Source organism: Allosphingosinicella sp., assembly GCF_046295735.1.
Classification (GTDB): domain Bacteria; phylum Pseudomonadota; class Alphaproteobacteria; order Sphingomonadales; family Sphingomonadaceae; genus Allosphingosinicella.
This window is the reverse complement of sequence record NZ_JBKBMQ010000005.1, coordinates 7,563-29,036: the sequence shown is the minus strand read 5'-3', so window position 1 is coordinate 29,036 and position 21,474 is coordinate 7,563. Positions and strand designations below refer to the sequence as shown.

The window sequence follows — 21,474 nt, the reverse complement described above, 5'->3', positions numbered from 1 at the left end:
CCCCCGAAACTGTTTGGCGCGTCGGCGAAACGACCGGTTTCAACCGCCAAACCGCCGGACTCATGCGATGGAAATGGGATATAAACCGACCTCTTGTCGTTTAACGGTCAATGCACACGACGATGTGCGAGCGTGGGGGCATCCATTTGAGGCGGCCGGGTTCGGCCGCCTCGCACAGGAGGCCATTGATGAAAACTCTTCTCGTCGCGGCAACCGCGCTCAGCATGAGCGGGGCCGCTTTCGCCTATCAGACCCACAGCGGCCATACGGGCACGACCCCGCAGTCGCAGGGCCAGGGCACGATGCAGGGCCATATGCAGTCGACCGCGCCGCTCGGCACGGCGACCCAGGAACGCGCCTGGCGCGATCAGCAGCAGCAGCACCTGCAGAATACCGACCAGCACCAGGCGGTTCAGCAGCATCATGCCGATCACCAGCACGGCGTGGTGCCGCAGAGGTCGCAGCAGCAGGTCTACCAGTCGACGGCGCCGCTCGGCACGGCGACCCAGGAACGTGCCTGGCTCGATGCGCGCCAGCAGATGATGCAGAACTGGTCGGCCGACCAGCGCCGCATGGCCGAGGAGCATTGGGCCTATATGCCGGGCACCTGGAACCAGCAGCAGCGGACCAGTTGGCAGCAGATGCAGACCATGTCTCCGGGCCAGTGGACCGCCGATCAGCGTGCGCTCTACGACGAGCATATGCGTAGCTTCCCGACCACCTGGACCGAGCAGCAGCGCACCGCCTATCAGCAGCAGATGGGGCATATGCAGCAGCCCTGGATGATGCATCAGCAGCAGATGGGCGCTCAGCAGATGGGCCACCAGCAGACGGGACAGATGCAATATGGCCAGCAGCAGCAGCAGCAGACGGCTGGCTGGAACCCCAGCCAGTGGGCCGGCATGGGCGGACCCTATGAAGAGGTCTATGGCGACGGCACCGTCGATCTGACGCCGCGCCCCGCCCAGACCAACTATCCGCCGTGCAGCCGCCCGGGTCCGGGCGAGGACCGCTGCATCCAGCTCTATGAGAGCGGCGTCCGCACCCAGCTGTCGCAGTGGAACCAGGCGACCGGAGGCCTCGCCGGCGGCGCGGAAGTCGGCATGGGCGGCCCCTATGAGGAAGCCCATGGCCAGGCTCACGGCGCGGTGACCGGCCAAGGTCAGGCGACGATGCAGGGCGGCCTCGACGGCCAGGCCCAGGGCTATTCCACCGGTCAGACCGGTGTCGCCTATCAGGGCGTCGGCGGCCCGCTCGAAGCGCGGGACGGCTATCCGCCCTGCCAGCCGGGTCCGGGCGACGATCGCTGCATCCAGCTCTATGAGCGTGGCGTCACCGGCCGCGACTGATCATCGGCCATGACGAGGGAAGGCTCCGGCGGGCGACCGCCGGAGCCTTTTCCTTGGCGTCATGACGGCTGCAGGCGTGGTGCTTGACTTGCGCGGCCCGGCTGGGGACGGTGCGGCCTCCCCTTCCCGATGAGGTATGTCCCGCGTGATTCGTCCTGCTTTGGCCGCCGCCCTCCTTCTCCTCTCTCCCCTCCCCGCCTTCGCCCAGCCCTCACCCGCCACCAGCGGCGCGAACGCCGTCCAGGTCCGGCAGGTCGGAACCGCGCGGCTGGAGAACGTCCCGGAGATCCCGGACGAGGTGCGTGCAGCGGTGCAGCGCTACCAGAATTACCGCGAGGCGCGTTTCCAGGATTGGCTGCCCGACGGATCGATGCTGATCACCACCCGCTTCGGCACCACCAACCAGGTCCACCACGTCGCGGCGCCGGGAGCCGCGCGCACCCAGCTCACCTTCTTCGGAGAACCGGTGGCGAGCGCCGTGACGGTGCCGGGCACCGACCGCTTCATCCTCAGCCGCGACACCGGCGGCGACGAATGGTTCCAGCTCTATCTGCGCGGCCTCACCGGGCAGGCGGCGCAGCTGACCGAGCCGGTCACCCGCAACCAGCAACCCGTCTTCTCGCGCGACGGCCGCCTGCTCGCCTGGAGCCGGGCGGTGCGCGGGTCGGCCGACTATGCCATCCTCGTCGCCGATCCTGCGGACCCGGCGAGCCGTCGCGTCGCCTGGCAGGGAACCGGCGCGGTCGGACCGGCGGCGATCTCTTCGGACAACAGCCGCATCCTCGTCGCCCGCGGAATTTCCAACCGCGAGACCCGGCTGTCGCTGCTCGATCTCGCCAGCGGAACGGCCCGGCCGCTCGCCTGGTCGGCCGCGGAGCCGGCGCGCTACGAAAATGCGCGCTTCTCGCCCGACGGCCGCGCCGTGATCGCGATCACCAACCGCGGCAGCGACGTGCGCCGGCTTGCCGAGATCGATATCGCGAGCGGCGCCGTCCGTCATCTCTCGCCGGAGCTGCGCTGGGACATCGAGGATTATGACATCAGCCGCGACGGCCGCCTGCTCGCTTATGCGGTGAACGAGGAAGGCTTTTCCCGGGTCCATCTGTTGGACCGGACCACCGGCCGCGAGCTGGCGCTCCCCGATCTGCCGCGCGGCGTCCTCAACGCGCTTAAATTCTCCCCGGACGGCGCCCGGCTCGCCCTCGGCTTCACGACCGCCACCACGGCGGGCGACGTCTGGAGCCTGGACCTCGCCGACGGAAGCCTGACCCGCTGGACCGCCTCCGAGCCCGGCGATCTCGATCCCGCCCGCCTCGCCGAACCGCGGCTCGTCCGCTTCACCAGCTTCGACGGGCTGTCGGTTCCCGCCTTCGTCTACCGCCCAACCGGCATCCCCGCCGATCGCCGCACGCCCGTCATCGTCGATATCCATGGCGGCCCCGAAGCCCAGTCCCGCCCCGGCTGGAATCCGGGCGCCCAATATTTCGCCGACGTGCTCGGCGCGACGGTGATCCTGCCCAATGTTCGCGGCAGCGACGGCTACGGCACCCGCTATCTCAATCTCGACAATGCCGAAAAGCGCGAGGATTCGGTGCGCGACATCGGCGCGCTGCTCGACTGGATCGCGCAGCAGCCGGATCTCGATCCGGCGCGGGTCGCGGTCTACGGCCAATCCTATGGCGGCTATATGTCGCTGGCCTCGATGACGCACTTCTCCGATCGCTTGGTGGGCGGCGTCAATCGTTATGGAATCAGTGACTTCGCGACGTTTCTTCAGAATACGGAAGCCTATCGGCGCGACAATCGCCGCGCCGAATATGGCGACGAGCGGGATCCGGCCATGCGTGCCGTGTTCGAACGCATCGCGCCGATGAACAACGTCCACCGCATCACCCGGCCGATGCTGGTGATGCAGGGCGCCAACGATCCGCGGGTGCCGCAATCGGAAAGCGACCAGATCGTCGCCCGGCTGCGGGAGAATGGGGTGGAGGCCTGGTACGTCCTCTTCGCCGACGAAGGGCACGGCTTCCTGAAGAAGCACAACAACGACCTTCGCCGCGAGGTGGAGACGGTGTTCCTGCGGCGCCTGTTCGGCGAATGAGACGGCGCGCCGGTCAGCCGGCGCGTCTCATTCCCGGCCGTACCATTCGTCCACGCGAGCCAGCTGATCGTAATCGCCCCAAGGCGCGTGTTCGGGGTGAAGCTTCGCGGTGAAGGGCGCATCGCCCGTCAGCCATTTCCCGGCCGCGGCGGTGAAGTTGCGCTCGGCGATATCTGTGAAATCGGCCGGGTCGATCCCGCTCCTGCCCCCGACGGGCGCCGAGACATGGCCGAGCCGTCCGCGCGCCCGGGCGAGGCTCCAATATTCGAAACAGGCCGGCACGCCCTCGACGCCTTCGAACCCGCCGCGCTCCGCGATCAGGCCGATGAGGCCGAGCTGCATCGAATAGCCTTCCGCCACCGCCTTCGCGCTCGGCGCCTTGCCGGTCTTGTAGTCGACGATGGCGAGGCTTCCGTCCGCCATCCGATCGATCCGATCGGCGATGCCGTACAGCTCGACCCCGGCAAGGCTGCAGGTGCCATAGGCCTCCGCGCGCAGCGGCAGCCGCCCGGCGTCCCGGTTGCGCGCCACCTCTTCCGCGATCCAGTCGATCGCCTCCAGCAGCCGCGGTTGCCAGAGGGCGCGCACCACGGGGTGAGCGGCATGGCTTTCGAGCAATTCCTGGGCGCGGGCGCGCAGCCGAGCCGGATCGCAATCGTCCTCCTTCATCCACCTTTCCAGCGCTTCGTGCACCGCGCTGCCGCGCCAGGCGGGGCCGGGATCGGCATCGATCGGGTCGAGGGCCGACAGGGCGAGCATGCGCCGGGCATAGAAAGCGAAGGGATCGGCCTTCAGGCGGTCCACTTCGGTGACGGAGATGCGGCGCGGACGGCTGGCCGGTTCCGGGCTTGGCGCCGGCTGTCGTGCCGGCGCGAAAGCGGCCGGACGGTCGAGCCCCTGCGCCCAGCGGCGGTGCGTCGGCGAACGGGTGAGGCCGCCGGTCATCGCTTCCAGCCGGAGCCAGAAGCGGGACGCGACCGCAGGCGACCGCGCACCGCGCCGGGCGCGGGTGACGAGGACGCGCGGCGCGCCGAGCGCCGTCGAAAGATCATGGGCGGCGAGCCCGATCCGCCGCTCGAGGCCCGGCAGCCCGAGCTCCGTGCGGATGCGGGGCGCGAGCCAGGGATCGGGCGTCGGCAGCGCCGGCCATGCACCCTCGTTCAGTCCCGCCAGGATCATCAGATCGGCATGTTGAAGCCGCGCTTCGATCAGGCCCCAGATGAAGATGCGGGGATGCTGGCCGAAAGGCGGACGGACCGCCACGCCCGCCATCAGCCGCTCGAGGATCGGCGCCAGGCTGGCGGGATCGAGCCGCTCGGGTCCATGTGCCGCCGCCGGCTCGAGCGCTGCGAACAGGTCGGACGCGGCGCGCCCGGCGGGGCCGGCCCACACTTCGTCGTCACTCAGCGCCGAGGCGGCTTCGCGCAGAGCGGCCAGGAGGGCCGGAAGATCGGCCTCGGCGTTGGCGAAGGCGCGTTCAAGAGCCTCGAGACGTCTTGACGCCAGCGGCCACCATGCGGCGGCGCGCTTGCGCACGTCGCGGTCGCGGCGCGAACGGTCCGCCAGATGCGCGTCGATGCCGGACAGGCCGGCCGGCGGGCGTGGGCCGCGCAGCGCCAGATCGAGATCCCGGGTTCCCTCCAGCCAGGCGCGGCGCCCCTCCCCCTTCATCACCAGCGGATGCTTCAGCACGGTGAGCAGCGGCACCGGCGCGAACCGCTCGGTCGCGGCGGCGGCGAGGGCGAGGATCAACGTCCCCGGGGGCGTGCGGGACAGCGGCCGGCCGGCGCTGTCGTCCGCCTCGATCCCCCATCGCCGCAAGTGGGCGGAGACGCGGCGGGCGAGGTCGCGATCCGGGGTCACCAGAGCCGCGGTGCGCTCCGGAGTCTCGAGCGCCTCGCGCAGCGCGATCGCCACCGCCTGCGCCTCTTCGGCCGGATCGGCCAGCTCCAGCGCGCGAATGCCCGTCAGGCGCCGCTCGGCGGGCTTCAGCGCCTGCCAGCGCGCGGTGAACTCCGCCGGCGCCATGGCATGGGCGATGGCCCGGCTGCGGGCGGCCGGTGCGTCCCGTCCCCCGCCCCAGCGCCAGCGTGCGACTTCGCCGCGGCCCACCGACATCAGGTCCAGCAGGCGTTTCAGCTGGAACTGGGGATGGGTCTCGATCGCGTGGAGGCGGCGTCCGGTGACGGGGTCAGGATCATGCGGCCCCAGCGCGCCCCATTCCTCCTCCGGCATGCCGAGATCGAGCGCCGGGAACACGACCATGCCGCCTGGCATCCGCGCCACGACCTTCAACAGCCGGGCGACGGCGGGCGCGGTGGTGGTGATGCCCGCCGCGCAGACGAACCCGGCCGGCGGCGCCGCGTGCCAGCGGCGGGCGACCCGGTCCAACAGGCGATTGCGGCGATCGGCGAGGTCGATCCTGCCTTGTTCGACAAGAGTTTGTGGCCAGTCCCTCAGGATCAGCATCAAGCGATCGAGCGACTTCTGCCAATGGACCGAGAGGTCCGGAAGACCGGCGGCGATGTCGCGCAGCCGGGCGGGATCCACCTCCTCGATCAGCAACTGGTCGAGCGTGCGCCCAAGATCCTCCGCCAGGCGGATCGCCTCCGCCGCGTCGACGCCGGAGTGGCGCTGGACGAGCCGCGCGAGCAGCATCAGCCGTTCGACCGGCTCGACCGCCGGAGGAACGCCCTCTCCGTCCCCGATCGGCTCGATCAGCCCGCCGATCCGGGCCTCCAGCTCCTCGTCGCCGATCGGCACGAGCCGGGGCAGCAGCAGTCCCTTGCGTTCGGTGCGGCGCACGAACGCGTCCTGGATCGCGCGCCCGGCGCGGTTCGAGGGCACGAGCACGATGCCGCGGGCAAGGCCGGTCTCCTCGCGGCCATGGAGAGCGATCAGCCCGGCGGCGAGCGCGTCGGCGAAGGCGCGGTGGGGAGGGATGGTGAAGACGGCGGGAGTCACGCCTGCACCCTAGCCGTGCGGCCCTCGCCAAGTCGAGCGATCAGGCGCCGCTCAGGATTGCCTCGGTCTTGTGGATGTTGGCCGGCGCGCCGACGTCGAACCACAGCCCCTGATGCACCGCGCCGAAGCAGCGCCCGGCGGCGATCGCCCGGTCCCACAACAGGTTGAGCGAGAAGGGACCTTCTGGAATGTCCCCGTCGAACAGCCGCTTGGCGACCATCATGACGCCCGTATAGACGAACGGCGCCACCGTTCCCGCTTTGCGGCGGCGCAGGCGCCCCATCGGGTCCATGTGGAAATCGCCCTGGCCCGCATGGCAATGGGCGCGGGCCAGCGGCACCAGCAGCAGCAGCGCGTCCATCCGCGCGTCGTCCCAATGCGCGGCGAGCAGGCGGAGCGTATCGACCGGGCCGTCGATCCAGATATTGTCGGAATTGACGACCAGGAACGGATCGGCGTCGATCAGGGGCAGCGCCCTGGCCAGGCCTCCGCCGGTCTCCAATAGAAGATCGCGCTCGTCTGATATCGCGATTTCAATGCCTTGAACACGGTTTCTGAGATGCGCCTCGAGCGCGTCCGCCAGATAATGGACGTTGACCACCGCCTTGCACACGCCCGCCGCGCGCAGCCGGTCCAGGCAATGGTCGAGCAAGGTCTGTCCCGCGACCTCGACCAGCGGCTTCGGGCGGGTGGCGGTAAGCGGACGCATCCGCTTGCCGAGGCCGGCGGCGAGCACCATCGCCACCTCCGGAAGCCGCACATCCGGATCTGGCCGAAGCGCCAGCGGTGCCTTGTAGCGGCTCATGCGGCGGCGTCCGTCTGCCAGGCCGCCGCCCTCTTGTCCGGTCCGATATGCGCGTCGAACCAGCCTCTCACCGGCGCGAGCGCCGGATGGGCGAGATTGCGCTCGAGATAGGACCAGACCCTCGGCTGGAACGCGGTGTAGTGCGCCTTGCCGTCGCGCCTCCACAGGCGCGTGAAGATGCCGAGGATTTTCGAATTCCGCTGCGCGCCGAGAATTTCATAGTCCGCGCGGAAGCGCGCGGCATCCTCCACCTTCGCCTTGTCCAGATAGCGGGCGATCATCGCCTCCTCGAGCTCCTCAGAAACGTCCCGCCGCGCGTCCTGAAGCAGCGAGACGAGGTCGTACGCCGGGTGGCCGGCGAGCGCGTCCTGGAAATCGAGCAGCCCCAGCCGCCGCGGATCGTCCAGCACCATCAGATTGTCGGCATGATAGTCGCGCAGCACCAGCACAGGCCGACGGTTCACGGTTTCGAGGATCCCACCCCACACGCTCCGCCAGGCCTCGAGCCAGGCGCCCTCGTCCGGAGCGACCCCGACCGCGGGCGCATACCATTCGGTCAGCAGGCCGACCTCGCGCGTCATCGCTTCTTCGCCATAGGGATCGAGGTCGCGAGGCGCGGGCTCCCGATGCAGGTCGGCGAGGATGTCGATCGCCGCCTCGTAGATGTCCCGCTCCCGCCCCGGCTCCCGCTGAAGCAGCGGCCCGACGCGATCATCGCCGAAATCCTCCAGCAGCAGCAGGCCGCCGGCCACATCCGCGGCCAGGATGCACGGGGGCGCGAAGCCGCGCTCGATCAGATGGCCGGCAATGCGCATGAACGGCCCGACATCCTCATGCTCGGGCGGCGCGTCCATCAGCACCGCGCGCGCGCCGTCCTTCACCACGCGGAAGTAGCGGCGGAAGGATGCGTCCCCCGCGAGCGGAAGAATCCGCGCGCCTTCCCAACCGTTTAGGGCGAGGAACCGGGGCGCGTGGGAAGGCGGAATCATTGGGGCGGCCATCGTTCCTCCCAAGCCGCCGGCACCTCGGCTGTCAAGGCGCGGGCACCGCCCGGCTCCGCCTCCAGCCGGATCCGGAGCGTTTCCGGCCAGAGCCGCGGCAGCCGTTCCGGCCACTCGATTACCAAAGCGGCGTCGGCGCGCGCATCGCCGAGCGCCAGTTCCTCGATCTCCTCCGGATCCTCGATCCGGTAGAGGTCGACATGCCAGAGCGGGAGACGCAGGTCCGGCGGCTCATAGGCCTGGACGATCGGAAAGGTGGGGCTCGCAACGTCCCCATCGAAGCCCAGGCCGCGCAGGATGCCGCGGCTCAGCGTGGTCTTACCGGCACCGAGATCGCCGTGCAGCGCGATCACGTCGCCGGCCCGAAGCCGCGCCGCGAGGGCCGCGCCGAACCTCTCGGTCGCCTCCGGGTCGGCGAGACGGATCATGCCGCGGCGGAGGTCTGCCGCGCCGCCTCGCGCCTCGGCAGGCGAATGGTGACGGTGGTGCCCTGCCCCGGCTCGGACTGGAGATCGATCGTGCCGCCATGCGCCTCGACGAACTGCCGGGCGAGCGGCAGACCGAGACCGAGCTGCGCGTCGCCCGCGCCGGCATCCGCCGTGCGGTGGAAGCGATCGAAGACCCGCGCCTGATCCTCCGGGGCGATGCCGCGTCCGTTGTCCGAAACCGTCACCGCGGCCTCCCCCGCCGATCCGTCCGCATGAAGCAGGACGCGGCCGCCAGGATCGGTGAAGGCGAGCGCATTGCGAAGGACGTTGCCGAGCGACTGGCGCAGACGGCTGCGGTCGCCCGTCACCCGACCCGCCTGCTCGGTCAGTTCAATCGCGAAGTCGATCTCCTTCTCCTCCGCCTGCGCCCGGAACGACTCGCCCGTCTCCCGGCACAGCTCCGCGAGATCGATCTCCTCCTCGGCGAGGAGCAGGCTCCCGACATCGCTCTGGGTGAGATCGAGAACGTTGTCGATCAGCGCCGACAGGCGGGCGACGCTGTCGAGGATCGCCGCGACATATTCGGCGGCGGTCGGCGGGAGGTCGCCCGCATAGCCGCCCTCCAGCATCTCGGCGAAACCGCCGATCGAGGTGAGCGGCGTGCGCAGCTCGTAGCTCATGTTGGAGACGAAGGCGGTCTTCAGCCGGTCGGCATCCTCCAGCGCCTCGTTGCGTTCCCGAAGCGCGGCCTCGACGGTCTTGCTCGCCGTGATGTCGAGCATGGTGAAAAGCGCATTGCCGTCGGGGAGCGGCACGGCCGCGAACTCGAATTCGCGCCCGTCGGTCAGCGACACCCGGCCGCTGCGCTGCTTGCGCTCGATGGTCGCGCTGCGGACCAGTTCCCGCACCAGCCCGGCATGGTTGGGGTTCCTGAGCTTGCGCGCCAGATGCCCGGTCAGGCTGTCGACGCGCGGATGCTTGGCAAGCTGCTCCTCCTCGAATTCCCAAAGCTCGCGAAAACGGTTGTTCCAGAGGTGGAGCCGCCCGTCCGACGCGAACACGCCGATCGCCTCGAACAGATTGTCGAACGTGGCGGTGCGCACCCGCAGCAGGGTGTCGCGCGCGGAGGCGAGCCGGATCTGCTCGGTGCGATCCTCGAAAATGACGAGCAGGCCGCCGTCCGGGAGCGGCTGCGCGACCACCCGCAGATGCTTGCCGGACGGCAGCAGCCAATCCTCCTCGTCCGCCGCGAGGCCGGAGGTGAACCAGCGGCGACGCTCCTCCTTCCAGTCGGGGAAGTCGCGCACTTCGGGCAGGTTGCCTTGCTCGCGCATCGCCTCGATCACCCGGTCGAATTCCGGGCGGTCGCCGAGCAGATCGGCGGACAGCGAGAACAAACGGGCGAAGGGCTGGTTGAAGAAGATGAGACTGCGGTCGCGGCCGAACTGGGCGACGCCGGCGGACAGGCGGTCGAGCATGTCGCGCTGGGCGCGCACGAAACGGGCGAGCTCCGCCCGCGCCTGTTCCTGGTCCTCGACATCAATCGCATAGCCGGCGACGCCGCCGGGTCCGAGCGGCACTTCCACGATCTGCATCGTCCGGCGCTCGCCCGCGATGGTGGCGGGGACGGTGCGTTGCGCGAGTTCGCCCTGTGCCCGCACCGCGGCGGCTTCGCGCTCGGGACCCTCGGCCTCGTCGACCAGTTCGATGCCCTCGCGAACGACCTCGCCGGCATCTTCCGCCTCGACGGCGGCGACATAGGCGCTGTTCACCATGGCGAGCCGCAAATCGGGGCCGCGGTGCCACATCGGGAACGGCGCCGCTTCGATCAGGGCGGAAAGCGCGTCGAGCGCGGCGCCATGCCGTTCCAGCCGGGCCCGGAGCGCGGCCGCCTGCTCCTCGCTCTCGGTCTCGTCGAAGAACCACAGGAGCATCGCACCCGGCGCTGCGGGCGCGGGCGCGGGCATGGCGTCGATCCGCAGCACGCGGGTCGAACCCGCGGGGCGCAGCGCACGTTCGAACCGGCCGCCGGACGCGGCGGCCCGCGCCACGTCCTCGCGCAGCGCCTCGGCGTCGGCGGGCGAAAGGCAGTCGGATCGAAGCAGGGCGTCCCATTCGCCCGGAAGCTCGGCGATGCCGAGCGCGCCCGCCAGGCGGCCGGAGCCCTGCAGCGCGCCTCCAGGCTCGATCAGCAGCGGCATTGCGGGGCTCGCGTCGATCAGCGCCGCCGCCCGCCGCGCATCTTCCGCGGCCGCTTCCGCCTCGGCGACGCGCCGCCGCGCGCCGAGCGTCGCCCAAAGCGCGAAGGCCAGCCACAGGCCCGCCACAAGGCCGAGCGCCGCGAGCGCATGCGGTGAGAGCGCGATCACCGCCCTCCCCACTTTCCCGAGACTTCACGCACCGCGCCAGCGAACATGAGCGGTTCTTAGGCCCCCCGGCGCGCCAACGGAAGCGGCCAAAAGCGCCGGAAGCATATACGGTCGCCGATGCGGCCGGCGCAACAACCGCCGGCGCTCCCTTCTCGGGGGGCGCCGGCAGGCGTCGCGATCAGTAGCGGTAATGTTCCGGCTTGAACGGACCTTCCACCGGCACGCCGATATAATCGGCCTGCTTCTGGCTGAGCTTGCTGAGCTTGACGCCCAGCTTCTCGAGGTGGAGCGCGGCGACCTTCTCGTCGAGATGCTTGGGCAGGACGTAGACGTCGTTCTTGTACTGGTCGGACTTGGTCCACAGCTCGATCTGCGCCAGCACCTGGTTGGTGAAGCTGGAGCTCATCACGAAGCTCGGATGGCCGGTGGCGCAGCCGAGGTTCACAAGCCGGCCCTTGGCGAGCACGATGATCTTCTTGCCGTCCGGGAATTCGACTTCGTCGACCTGCGGCTTGATCTCGGTCCACTTCATGTTCGACAGCGCGCCGATCTGGATCTCGCTGTCGAAATGGCCGATGTTGCAGACGATCGCCATGTTCTTCATCGCCCGCATATGGTCGAGCGTGATGACGTCGGCATTGCCGGTGGCGGTGACGAAGATGTCGGCGCGGGTGGCGGCCTCCTCCATCGTCACGACCTCATAGCCTTCCATCGCCGCCTGCAGCGCGCAGATCGGGTCGATTTCGGTGACGAGCACGCGGGCGCCGCCGTTGCGAAGCGAAGCGGCCGAGCCCTTGCCGACGTCGCCGAAGCCGGCGACCACGGCGACCTTGCCGGCCAGCATCACGTCGGTGGCGCGGCGGATGGCGTCGACCAGCGATTCCTTGCAGCCGTAGAGATTGTCGAACTTCGACTTGGTGACGCTGTCGTTGACGTTGATCGCCGGGAAGGGAAGCTTGCCCTTCTTGGCAAGTTCATAGAGGCGGTGAACGCCCGTGGTGGTCTCCTCCGACACGCCCTTGATCGTCTCGACCGTCTTGGTGAGATAGCCCGGCCGCTCGGCCAGGAAGCGCTTCAGCGTGGCGACGAAGATTTCCTCTTCCTCGTTGGTCGGCGCGAACAGTTCCTCGCCGGCCTCGACCCGTGCGCCCCACAGGGCGAACATGGTGGCGTCGCCGCCGTCGTCGAGGATCATGTTGCAGGTCTGGTCGCGGCCCCAGTCGAAGATGCGCACGACATAGTCCCAATATTCCTCCAGCGTCTCGCCCTTGACGGCGAAGACGGGAACGCCGGTCGCGGCGATCGCGGCGGCGGCATGGTCCTGGGTGGAAAAGATGTTGCACGAGGCCCAGCGCACTTCGGCGCCGAGCGCGGTCAGCGTCTCGATCAGCACCGCGGTCTGGATCGTCATGTGGAGCGAACCGACGATGCGCGCGCCCTTCAGCGGCTGCGATGCGCCGAACTCCTCGCGCAACGCCATCAGGCCCGGCATTTCGGTCTCGGCGATCTCAATCTCCTTGCGGCCGAAGCCGGCAAGATCGATGTCGTGGATCACATAGTCGTTGAACGGGGTCTGGGCCTGGGTCGCCACGGAAAACTCCTCAAATCTGTCTGGAAAGATGGCGCCGCCCTAACCGAAGGAGGCCCAAGATGCAAATATAAAGATATCTTTATATGTGGTCAGAAAGGGCTCAGGCCGTGCCGCTCTCCGTCGCGAGGAGGCGGGGGTCGATGCCGGCGCTTCGGAAGCCGGCGCTCCAGCGCTCCGCCACGTCGCAGCGATAGAGCAGGTCCTCGTCGCCGGGCGTCGCGAACCAGCCGTGGCGGGTCATCTCCTCCTCCAGCTGGCCGGCGCCCCAGCCGGCATAGCCGAGCGCCGCCACCCAGCGGGTCGGGCCGCGTCCTTCCGCGATCGCCTTCAGGATGTCGAGCGTGGCGCTAAGCTTCCACCGCCCCGCCACGTCGACGCTTTCCTGCCCGCCCCAGTCGCAGGAGTGGATGAGAAAGCCGCGCTGCGGCTCGACGGGTCCGCCGAGATGGATCGGCGCGTCGGGCGCGACGCCCACCTCGATGCCGAGCTGCCGCAGCAGGTCGTGAAAGCCGATCCGCGGCACGACGCGTCCGAGCCCGATACCCAGCGCGCCGTTTTCGTCATGGACGCACATCGCGATCACCGCCTTCTCGAACCGCGGGTCGCCGATGCCCGGCATCGCGAGCAGGAACTGGCCGGACAAGAAAGGCGGGGCATCCATGCGTCCGCTATAGGCCCCCCGTCCCGGTGGCGGCAACCGCGAGGACGGCGACGGCGAGGCTGTTCAAGCGCCGCCGCGGCTTGCTAGAGCGCGGCACAGATCTTCCAACCTGAAAGGACCAGGACATGACCATCGGCGTCGGCGACCGCATTCCCCAGGCGAACCTCGTCAAGGCAACGGCCGACGGGCCGGAGCCCGTTTCAACCGAGGAGTTTTTCGGCGGCCGCAAGGTCGCGCTGTTTTCCGTGCCGGGCGCCTTCACGCCGACCTGCTCGGCCCGCCACCTGCCGGGCTTCGTCGATAAGGCCGAGGAGATGAAGGCGAAGGGCGTGGACGAGGTCGCATGCACCGCCGTCAATGACGCCTTCGTTCTCCAGGCCTGGGCGCAGCAGGCCGGTGCCGAAGGCAAGGTGACGATGCTCGCGGACGGCAACGGCGATTTCGCCCGCGCGATCGGCCTCACCATGGACGGTTCGCGCTTCGGCATGGGACTTCGCGGCCAACGCTGGTCGGCGATCGTCGAGGACGGCGTCGTGAAGGAGTTGAACGTCGAGGAGCCGGGAGCGTTTTCCGTGTCGAGCGCCGATCATATGATCAGCCAGCTTTGAGCCAGATGCGGAGGCGGGCGCCGGGCGACGGCGTCCCGCCTCCGCCGCGCCTCCGTTCGGCGCGCCTGCCGCCCCCTTCCCCGCCGCTCGCGCATTGAAGCGCTGGAGTTGCGAAACCTTGGAAGGGGAGAATCGATCATGTCTCAGCATCAGGACGGGCGTGGCGGCGCGAGCCACACGCCGGCCCGGCCCAATCACGCGTTGACCGCCGCGCTGATCGGCGGCGCGGCCGCCGCGGCGGCGGGGGCCGTGTGGGGCGCCCGCCGCTACGCCCGCGGCGGAGACGGGCAGACGGACGGCGACGGCGCGCCGCTCAATGCGGTGATGAAGAACGCGCTCACGGCGACCGAACTGGGCTGCGGCGGACGCGCGAAATTGGACGCGAAGGCGGAGACGCCCCCGAAGGAGCCGGCGGTCCCCTCCGCGCCGACCGAGCCGAGCGTGCCCGGCTGAGCCGGCCCGGCCCGGATCAGCGCCTTGCCGGCTGTTCCAGCGGCCGCATCACTTCCGCGGCGAAGCGCTCCGCCTGGTTGGCGAACACCAGCAGATTTACCGCCAGATTGCCGCGCACGAAGCCGTAATCGGCGGTGAGGTAACGCTGCAGCGCCGGGCGGCCGTCGTTCGTCTGGAAGGCCTTCGAAAAGGCATAGCGGTGGTTGAAATTCTGGATGCCTTGCGCGGCGCGTTCCGGAGGGACCCCGGCCGGCAGGTTCCAGATCGACTGGATGCTGAGCGCCTTGCATACGCTGCCGCCGCGCTCGCAATTGCCGAAGGCGATCACCGCCCGCCGGTTGTTCGGGAAGATGACGTTGAGCGCGGGTCGGTCCGGCGTGCCGGCGCGCTGGTGCCTGGCCCCGATCGCGGTCAGCACAGGCTCGACCGTCGCGAAGTTGAAGCTGGGGAGGAGTTGGTTGTTTTCCGGCGCGCGCGGATTCCACTGCGGGGGCGCCACTTGCGCGGCCGCCGCGGCGGGGGTCAGGAAGAAAAGCGCGATCACTGCCGCTCGCATGGCGTGCCTCCGGAAGCTGACGGGAACGGGCATCCCCTGCCCGCCCCCGCCTCTAACAGGGCTTCAGGCGCGCGCCGCCCATGTTCGACGGGCCGTGCGCCAGCCGGGGCGAGCGCTGCCCGGCCGCGTCACCAGCCGCACTGACGCCCGCGATTCTGCTCGCGCAGCCAGGTGAGGAGCGGCTGGAAATAAGCGATCATCGCCTCGCCCGACATCTCGCGCTGGCCGGTAAAGGCTTCGAGCGCGTCCGGCCACGGCCGCGAGGCGCCCATTTCGAGCATCGCGTTCAGCCGCTGCCCGACCTCGCGGTTGCCGTAGAAGGAGCAGCGGTGAAGCGGCCCGGTCCAGCCCGCCTGCCGGCACGCCGCCTCGTAGAATTGGAACTGGAGAATGCGGGCCAGGAAGTAGCGCGTGTAGGGGACGCTGGCCGGGATGTGATATTTGGCGGCCGCGTCGAAATGCGCCTCGGTGCGCTCCACCGGCGGTACGATGCCCTGATATTGGAGCCGCAGCCGGTTCCAGGCGGCGTTCATCTCGTTTTCCGGGATTTCGCCGGAGAAGACTCCCCAGCGCCACCGGTCGACGAGCAGACCGAAGGGAAGGAAGGCGATCGAATCCAGCGCCTGACGCAGAAGCAGCATCCGGTCCTGCTCGGGGGTGGGCAGCTGGTTCTGGTTCAGCAGGCCGACCTGGACCAAATATTCCGGCGTCACCGACAAGGCGATGAGATCGCCCACCGCTTCGTGGAAGCCGTCATTGGCGCTGTTGAGGTAGAGGAAGGGCTGCTGGTTGTAGGCGCGCTGGTAATAATTGTGGCCAAGCTCGTGGTGCACGGTCACGAAGTCGGTGGCGTTGACCCGCGTGCACATCTTGATGCGCAGATCCTCGACATTGTCGACGTTCCAGGCCGATGCGTGGCAGACGACCTCGCGGTCGCGCGGCTGGGTGATCATCGAGCGCTGCCAGAAAGTCTCGGGCAGCGGCGCGAAGCCGAGCGAGCTGAAGAAGGCCTCGCCCTGGCGGACGATACGCTCCGGCGTATATTCGTTCCGGACGAGCAGTTCGGTCAGATCATAGGCCTGGCCGCCGGACTGCTGAGGCGCGACGAGATCGAACACGTTGCCCCAGGCCTGCGCCCACAGATTGCCGAGCAGATGCGCCTGGATCGGCCCGGTCGCGGGCTGCACCTGGTCCCCATAATGGCGGTTGAGGCCGGCGCGGGTGAAGCAGTGAAGCTCGTCGTAGAGCGGCTTCACCTGGCCCCACAGCTGGTCCGTCAGCGCGGCGAACTCGTCGGGCGGCATGTCGTAGAGCGAGCGCCACATCGCGCCGGTGTCGGCGAAGCCCAGCTCGCGCGCGCCCTCGTTGGAGAGGCCGGTCATGCGCACATAATCCTGCCGCATCGGCGCGCCGACATTGTCGTGCCAGGTCGTCCACATCTCGCGCAGATGCTCGGGGTTGCGGACCGTGCCCATCCGCGCTTCGGTCTCGTTGCCGGTCAGCTCCTCGCCCGCCATGGTGGCGCGGCCGCGGCCGTAGAGCGACTGGAGCCGCGTCGAGATTTCGTTGAGCTCGCCGGCGGCACCGGGACGCGTGGGCGCGGGCAGGACGATGCCGCTCCTCAGGATGTCGAGCTTGCGGCGAGTGTCGTAGCTGAGGCCCGGAACGTTCTGGAAGCGCGCGGCCTCGTTGGCGAGGCGCACCTGCATTTCGGTGCCGATCGTTCCGAAATGGGTAGTGAGGGCGTCGGTGTCTTCGGTGATGTAGGTCTGGTTCACCCAGGCGGCGCGGGCGCTCAGCACCGAGAATTCGGACAATTCGCGTTCGGCCTGCTCGACGAAGGCGTCGGCTTCGGCGGCAGTCGCAGGGGCCTGGGCGGTGCGGGCGGCGGGCGCGGCGGCGGTCTGGGCGGTGGCCGTGGTGCAGCCGGCCGAGAGCAGAGCGGCGGCGACGGCGAGGAGGGAAACCTTGGCTTTCATCGGGCGCATCCTCTTGGTTTCGTTCCGGTGCGGGGTCTTTGGACCCCGGCTTGCCCGCCGGTCAAGATGCGAGGAAGTCGGCGATGGCGCGGCCGAGCTCGGGCTTGATGACGGCGCTCATATGGTTGCCGGGCACTTCGACATAGCGGCCCTGCGGGAGGAGATCGGCCAATGCTTCGGACGAGCCGTTGTCCCTGTCGTCCGCGCCGGAGACGACCAAGGTCGGCATGGCGATGGCGCGCAATTCCTCCTCGCTCGTGTCGACGAAGCTGTCGAGCAGCGGTAGCAGCGCGTCGGGGTCGCCGCCGGTGGTCTTCAGGAAAGCCTCGGCCATCCATTCGGGCGAGCCGCGCTCGTGCGTGCCGAGGCCGCGCAGGATCTTCTTGAAATGGGCCGCGCGCCGCCCCGTTTCGAGCAGGCCCTGCAGCCCCATTCCGGCGACGATCAGCCGCTCGGGGCGCGCGCCCATCGCCACCATCCGCACCGAGGTGCGCCCGCCGAGCGAATAGCCGCCGAGATCGTAGGTGCTAAGGCCGAGATGCCGGATCAGCGCGAGACCGTCTTGGGCGAGGATGTCGGGCGGATAGGCGGCCGGATCGTGTGGCCGGGCGCTGTGCCCATGGGCGCGCAGATCGGGCATGATCACCCGCATGCCCCGGGCGGCGATTTCGGCGGCATGGCCGAACTTCAGCCAGTTGGTGTCGGCGTCCGAGAACAGGCCGTGGAGGAGCAGGACCGCGCGCCCCTCCCCCAGTTCGTGCCACGCGATCTCGGTGCCGTCGAGGGCGGTGAAGCTATGTCTGGTCGGGGAGCTTGCCAACGCTGTTCATCCATCTGTCCACCAGCGGCTGGTAGTCCTCGCTTCGCGTCTCGGGAAGGCCCGACGTGTCGATCCAGGCGCAATGCATGCTCTCCGCCGCGAAATGCGCGGTCGGGCGGAAGCGGGACGGGTCGTCGAACGAGGCGACGGTGAGGTCCGTCTTGTCGCTTTCCGGATATTGAAAGCCGAGCGATGCGCCGCATTCCCGGCAGAACGGCCGCCGCGCGAACGGCGAGCTTTGATACCAGTCCGGCTCCCGCGCCCAGGCGACGTCCGCCTTCCGCAACGTCTTGAAGGGAATCGAGACGCTGCCGGTCGCGCGCTGGCACATCCGGCAGTGGCACAGATAGGCCTCGTCGCTGTCGGGGCGCGCCGTGTAGCGGATCCGCCCGCGCGCGCAGCCGCCGGTCATCGTTTCAGCCATCGGGTATCTCCTCGCCGAGCAGGAACAGCATCGGAGCGTATTGGCTGCCGCGCACCTTGCCGGCGAAAACGCGGTCCGCAGTGACCATCGGCCAGCCCTGCATATAGGCAGCGGCAAGGAAGTAGCAGTCGTAGACGGAGTGGCGGAGCGCGAGCCCCATCGCGAACGCCTGCGAACCGTAGATCGGCGATGGAAGCAGCGAAACCCGTGCCTCTATCTCCTGATAAGCGCCGCGCGCCTGATCGAGGGTGATCTCGCGGGTCCTCACCTTCTTCGCGAGCGCGTTGCCGACTTCCGCCTGAAAAAGATCGGGCGCCACCAGTGCGCGCTCAATCAGTTCGGCCGCGGCATCGGCCCCTTCCTCACCGACCACCCATTTGAGCGCGACGCTCGTATCGAGGACCAGCATCAGTGCCCGTGGTCGCGGTCTTCCCGGACCAGTTGCTCCGCCGGAGTCTGCGGCACATCCGGCGTCATCGCGCGGATCGCCGCGAAGCGGGCCAGCACCTCGTCGCGCCGTTCGGGGCTGAGCGGCCGGGCCCGCCTCAGCGCCTCACGCAGCTCGGCCTCGAGCGAGCGCTTGTTCGCCTCTGCCGCCGCCTTGTAGTCGGCGAGCAGTTCCTCATCGATATTGCGGATCAGTGCCTGGGCCACGGCCGGATGATAGCAAAATGCTATCGCCGGCTCAAGCGGCCTTCCGGAGGTGCCTTCGTCCGAGCAGTTCGGCGATCTGCACCGCGTTCAGCGCCGCGCCCTTCCTCAGATTGTCAGAGACGCACCACAGGTTGAGGCCGTTCTCGACCGTCGGGTCCTCGCGAACTCGGCTCACATAGGTCGCATATTCGCCGACGCATTCGACCGGCGTCACGTAACCGCCGTCCTCGCGCTTGTCGACGAGCATCACGCCGGGCGCCTCGCGCAAGATCTCCTGCGCCCGTTCGGCCGACAGCTCTTCCTCGAACTCGATGTTGATCGCTTCCGAATGGCCGACGAAGACCGGCACGCGGACGCAGGTCGCCGTTACCTTGATCTTCGGGTCCAGGATCTTCTTGGTTTCGACCACCATCTTCCATTCCTCCTTGGTCGAACCGTCGTCGAGGAAGCTGTCGATGTGCGGAATGACGTTGAAGGCGATCTGCTTGGTGAAGAAGGCCGGCTCGTTGGCGTCGCCGACGAAGATGTTGCGGCTCTGCTCGAACAGCTCGTCCATGCCGGTTTTGCCGGCGCCGGAGACGGACTGGTAGGTCGCGACCACGACCCGCTTGATGCGGGCGACGTCGTGGAGCGGCTTCAGCGCCACCACCATCTGCGCGGTCGAGCAATTGGGGTTGGCGATGATGTTCTTCGCCCGGTAGCCGTCGATGGCATGGGCGTTCACCTCCGGCACGATCAGCGGCACGTCGGGGTCCATGCGGTAGAGCGAGCTGTTGTCGATGACGGTGCAGCCCGCGGCGGCCGCCCTGGGGGCGTATAGGCGCGACGCTTCGGACCCTGCCGCGAACAGCGCCATGTCCCAGCCCTCGAAATCGAAATGCTCGATATTCTTGACCCGTAGCGCCCGGCCCGTGTCGCCGAAGTCGATCTCGTCGCCGGTGGACCGGGCGGAGGCCACCACCGCCACCTCGTCCGCCGGAAATTCGCGTTCGGCCAGGATGTTCAGCATCTCGCGCCCGACATTGCCGGTCGCGCCGACCACGACCACCCGATAGCCCATGTCCATTCTCCAATTGGCAAAGCGGCGCCGCGCCTCTCGCGCGCGCCGCGGAACCGCGATATGGCGTGTGCGGGACGGGGGACAAGATGAAAAGCAAAGCCTGGATCGTCGCGGCCGTGCTGGCCCTGCTGATGGGCGCGCTGGCGGCGCGGCCACTGATGGTCGGCGCGCCGGCGCTGAGAGCCGAAACCGCGCAGGACGCGTTCGACGCGCTCCGTGCCTTCGACCGGCTCGCCCGGATCCTGGGCGACGAGGCGCCGCACCCGGTGGACAGCGCCGCCAACGACGCCGTGCGCGAGCGGCTCTTCGCCGAGATGCGCGCCGTCGGGCTGCAGCCCCACACGAGCGACGACCTCGCCTGCAACAGCAGCCCGTTCATGCCCGCGGTCAGCTGCGCGCGGGTGGTGAACGTCTGGGCGACGATCGGCCCGGCGGAGGGGCGGCACGTCATGGCCGTCGCTCATTATGACAGCGCCATCGCCGGGGCGGGCGCGACCGATGCCGGCATCGGCGTGGCGACCCTGCTCGAAACGGCCGAGCGGCTGCGCGGCCAGCCCCTTACGCGGCCGGTCACCTTTCTGTTCACCGACGGCGAGGAAGCGGGACTGATCGGCGCCCGCGCCTTCATGGCGCGCAATCCACTCGCGGCCGAGGTCGGGGCGATCGTCAATTTCGAGGCGCGCGGGACCGAAGGTCCGGCGATCATGTTCGAAACGAGCAAGCCCAATGCCGAGGCGATCGCGCATTTCGCGCGGAGCGCGCGCCGGCCCGTCGCCAATTCGCTCACCACCGATTTCTACAAGATGATCCCCAATTCGACCGACGTCGCGGTGTTCGAGGAGCGGCCCTATACGATCCTGAACTTCGCCGTGATCGGGAACGAGACCCGCTATCACAGCCCGGGCGACGATCTTGCCGCCTTCAGCCTGGCGAGCCTCCAGCATATGGGAGACCAGGGCGCGGCGGTGGTCGAAAGCCTGGCCGCCGGCGCTCCCGTCGCGGCCTCGGGCGAGCGGATCTACACCGACATTCTCGGTCGCCATCTGGTCGTGCTGCCCGCGATGGTCGGCTTCGTGCTGCTCGGGCTGCTGCTGCTCCTCTTCGCCTGGTACGGCTGGCGACGGGCGGGCCTCGGCCGCGCGGGGCTCACGCTCCTCGCGGCTCTGGCGGGGGCCGCGGCATTGACCTGGCTCGGCCAGGGAGCGGTCGGCCTGGTCCGCGGCGGAGACTTCTTTCGGGCCTATCCCGTAGCGGTGGGCATCGCATTGCAATTGAGCGCGCTCGCGGCGGCGCTTCCCGCCTTGCTCTGGCTCGGCGGGCGGCTCGCCGCGGTGCAGCTTCGCACCGCTTACTGGTTCTACGTCCTGGCGCTCGGCGCGGTCCTTACCCTGATCGCGCCGGGCGCCGCCATCCTGTTCCTGATTCCGCCGCTGCCCCTCGCTATCGGCCTGCTCGCGGTGCGGTGGGTGCCGGGAGCGGAGCGGGTCGGCGCGGCGCTGTCGGCCCTCATCCTCTTCCTGCTGTTCGCGCCGCTGCTCGAACTCGTCGAGGTGCTGCTTTTCCACCGCAGCGCCTGGATGTTCGCCCCGCTCGCCGCGCTCATCCTTCTTCCCGTTCTGATCGAACTCAAGGCGCTGCTGCTCGAAGTGCC

The 21,474-nt window shown here is 69.1% G+C and carries 19 protein-coding genes; 5 read left to right on the top strand and 14 right to left on the bottom strand.

Features of this window, described 5'->3' with window-relative positions; translation table 11 throughout:
- Positions 1-188: 188 nt before the first annotated feature.
- Both ACK4K7_RS05925 and ACK4K7_RS05920 read left to right on the top strand, forming a co-directional pair.
- Positions 189-1,349, top strand: a complete 1,161-nt coding sequence (locus ACK4K7_RS05925; RefSeq protein WP_431864320.1) for a hypothetical protein — start codon at positions 189-191, stop codon at positions 1,347-1,349.
- Between the two features lie 136 nt (positions 1,350-1,485).
- On the top strand, positions 1,486-3,450 hold the full coding sequence (locus tag ACK4K7_RS05920) for a S9 family peptidase (protein WP_431864318.1): 1,965 nt from the start codon (positions 1,486-1,488) through the stop codon (positions 3,448-3,450).
- A gap of 27 nt (positions 3,451-3,477) precedes the next feature.
- On the opposite strand, the gene addB is transcribed toward ACK4K7_RS05920, so the two are convergent.
- The 7 genes from addB to ACK4K7_RS05885 all read right to left on the bottom strand — a co-directional run bounded on the left by addB (position 3,478) and on the right by ACK4K7_RS05885 (position 13,269).
- Positions 3,478-6,414 (bottom strand): double-strand break repair protein AddB, encoded by a 2,937-nt coding sequence (gene addB, locus ACK4K7_RS05915; protein WP_431864316.1) that lies wholly within the window; start codon positions 6,412-6,414, stop codon positions 3,478-3,480.
- 40 nt (positions 6,415-6,454) lie between these two features.
- On the bottom strand, positions 6,455-7,219 hold the full coding sequence (locus ACK4K7_RS05910; protein ID WP_431864314.1) for a nucleotidyltransferase family protein: 765 nt from the start codon (positions 7,217-7,219) through the stop codon (positions 6,455-6,457).
- A complete protein-coding gene (locus tag ACK4K7_RS05905) occupies positions 7,216-8,208 on the bottom strand; it encodes an aminoglycoside phosphotransferase family protein (protein ID WP_431864585.1) in 993 nt (330 codons plus the stop codon). The genes ACK4K7_RS05910 and ACK4K7_RS05905 overlap by 4 nt, the downstream gene beginning before the upstream one ends.
- Complete coding sequence (gene tsaE / locus ACK4K7_RS05900) at positions 8,205-8,648, bottom strand: tRNA (adenosine(37)-N6)-threonylcarbamoyltransferase complex ATPase subunit type 1 TsaE (protein ID WP_431864312.1); 444 nt, start codon at positions 8,646-8,648, stop codon at positions 8,205-8,207. Before tsaE ends, ACK4K7_RS05905 begins: the two co-directional genes overlap by 4 nt.
- Positions 8,645-11,017, bottom strand: coding sequence for an ATP-binding protein (locus tag ACK4K7_RS05895; RefSeq protein ID WP_431864310.1), 2,373 nt, complete (start codon positions 11,015-11,017; stop codon positions 8,645-8,647). The genes tsaE and ACK4K7_RS05895 overlap by 4 nt, the downstream gene beginning before the upstream one ends.
- A gap of 178 nt (positions 11,018-11,195) precedes the next feature.
- Complete coding sequence (gene ahcY / locus ACK4K7_RS05890) at positions 11,196-12,608, bottom strand: adenosylhomocysteinase (protein WP_431864308.1); 1,413 nt, start codon at positions 12,606-12,608, stop codon at positions 11,196-11,198.
- A 100-nt stretch (positions 12,609-12,708) separates the two neighbouring features.
- On the bottom strand, positions 12,709-13,269 hold the full coding sequence (locus ACK4K7_RS05885; protein ID WP_431864306.1) for a YqgE/AlgH family protein: 561 nt from the start codon (positions 13,267-13,269) through the stop codon (positions 12,709-12,711).
- 125 nt (positions 13,270-13,394) lie between these two features.
- Here ACK4K7_RS05885 and ACK4K7_RS05880 point away from each other — a divergent pair, with 125 nt between their 5' ends.
- Positions 13,395-13,877 (top strand): peroxiredoxin, encoded by a 483-nt coding sequence (locus ACK4K7_RS05880; RefSeq protein WP_431864304.1) that lies wholly within the window; start codon positions 13,395-13,397, stop codon positions 13,875-13,877.
- Between the two features lie 138 nt (positions 13,878-14,015).
- Positions 14,016-14,330 (top strand): hypothetical protein, encoded by a 315-nt coding sequence (locus ACK4K7_RS05875; RefSeq protein WP_431864302.1) that lies wholly within the window; start codon positions 14,016-14,018, stop codon positions 14,328-14,330.
- A gap of 16 nt (positions 14,331-14,346) precedes the next feature.
- Here ACK4K7_RS05875 and ACK4K7_RS05870 read toward each other — a convergent pair whose 3' ends face one another.
- The 7 genes from ACK4K7_RS05870 to ACK4K7_RS05840 form a co-directional block, all read right to left on the bottom strand.
- On the bottom strand, positions 14,347-14,886 hold the full coding sequence (locus ACK4K7_RS05870; RefSeq protein ID WP_431864301.1) for a YbjN domain-containing protein: 540 nt from the start codon (positions 14,884-14,886) through the stop codon (positions 14,347-14,349).
- A gap of 128 nt (positions 14,887-15,014) precedes the next feature.
- Positions 15,015-16,865 (bottom strand): M2 family metallopeptidase, encoded by a 1,851-nt coding sequence (locus tag ACK4K7_RS05865; RefSeq protein WP_431864300.1) that lies wholly within the window; start codon positions 16,863-16,865, stop codon positions 15,015-15,017.
- A 61-nt stretch (positions 16,866-16,926) separates the two neighbouring features.
- On the bottom strand, positions 16,927-17,685 hold the full coding sequence (locus ACK4K7_RS05860) for an alpha/beta fold hydrolase (protein ID WP_431864299.1): 759 nt from the start codon (positions 17,683-17,685) through the stop codon (positions 16,927-16,929).
- The gene (locus ACK4K7_RS05855; protein WP_431864297.1) at positions 17,660-18,109 is read right to left on the bottom strand and encodes a GFA family protein; all 450 of its coding nucleotides are present in this window, start codon (positions 18,107-18,109) and stop codon (positions 17,660-17,662) included. The genes ACK4K7_RS05860 and ACK4K7_RS05855 overlap by 26 nt, the downstream gene beginning before the upstream one ends.
- Positions 18,102-18,518, bottom strand: a complete 417-nt coding sequence (locus ACK4K7_RS05850; RefSeq protein ID WP_431864295.1) for a type II toxin-antitoxin system VapC family toxin — start codon at positions 18,516-18,518, stop codon at positions 18,102-18,104. The genes ACK4K7_RS05855 and ACK4K7_RS05850 overlap by 8 nt, the downstream gene beginning before the upstream one ends.
- On the bottom strand, positions 18,518-18,763 hold the full coding sequence (locus ACK4K7_RS05845) for a FitA-like ribbon-helix-helix domain-containing protein (protein ID WP_431864294.1): 246 nt from the start codon (positions 18,761-18,763) through the stop codon (positions 18,518-18,520). Before ACK4K7_RS05845 ends, ACK4K7_RS05850 begins: the two co-directional genes overlap by 1 nt.
- A gap of 31 nt (positions 18,764-18,794) precedes the next feature.
- Positions 18,795-19,823 carry an aspartate-semialdehyde dehydrogenase gene (locus ACK4K7_RS05840; protein ID WP_431864583.1) on the bottom strand — a complete coding sequence of 343 codons (1,029 nt, stop codon included), beginning with the start codon at positions 19,821-19,823 and terminating at the stop codon, positions 18,795-18,797.
- Between the two features lie 86 nt (positions 19,824-19,909).
- On the opposite strand from ACK4K7_RS05840, the gene ACK4K7_RS05835 reads away from it, so the two are divergent.
- On the top strand, positions 19,910-21,474 hold a 1,565-nt coding region (locus ACK4K7_RS05835; RefSeq protein ID WP_431864292.1), incomplete at its 3' end, for a M20/M25/M40 family metallo-hydrolase.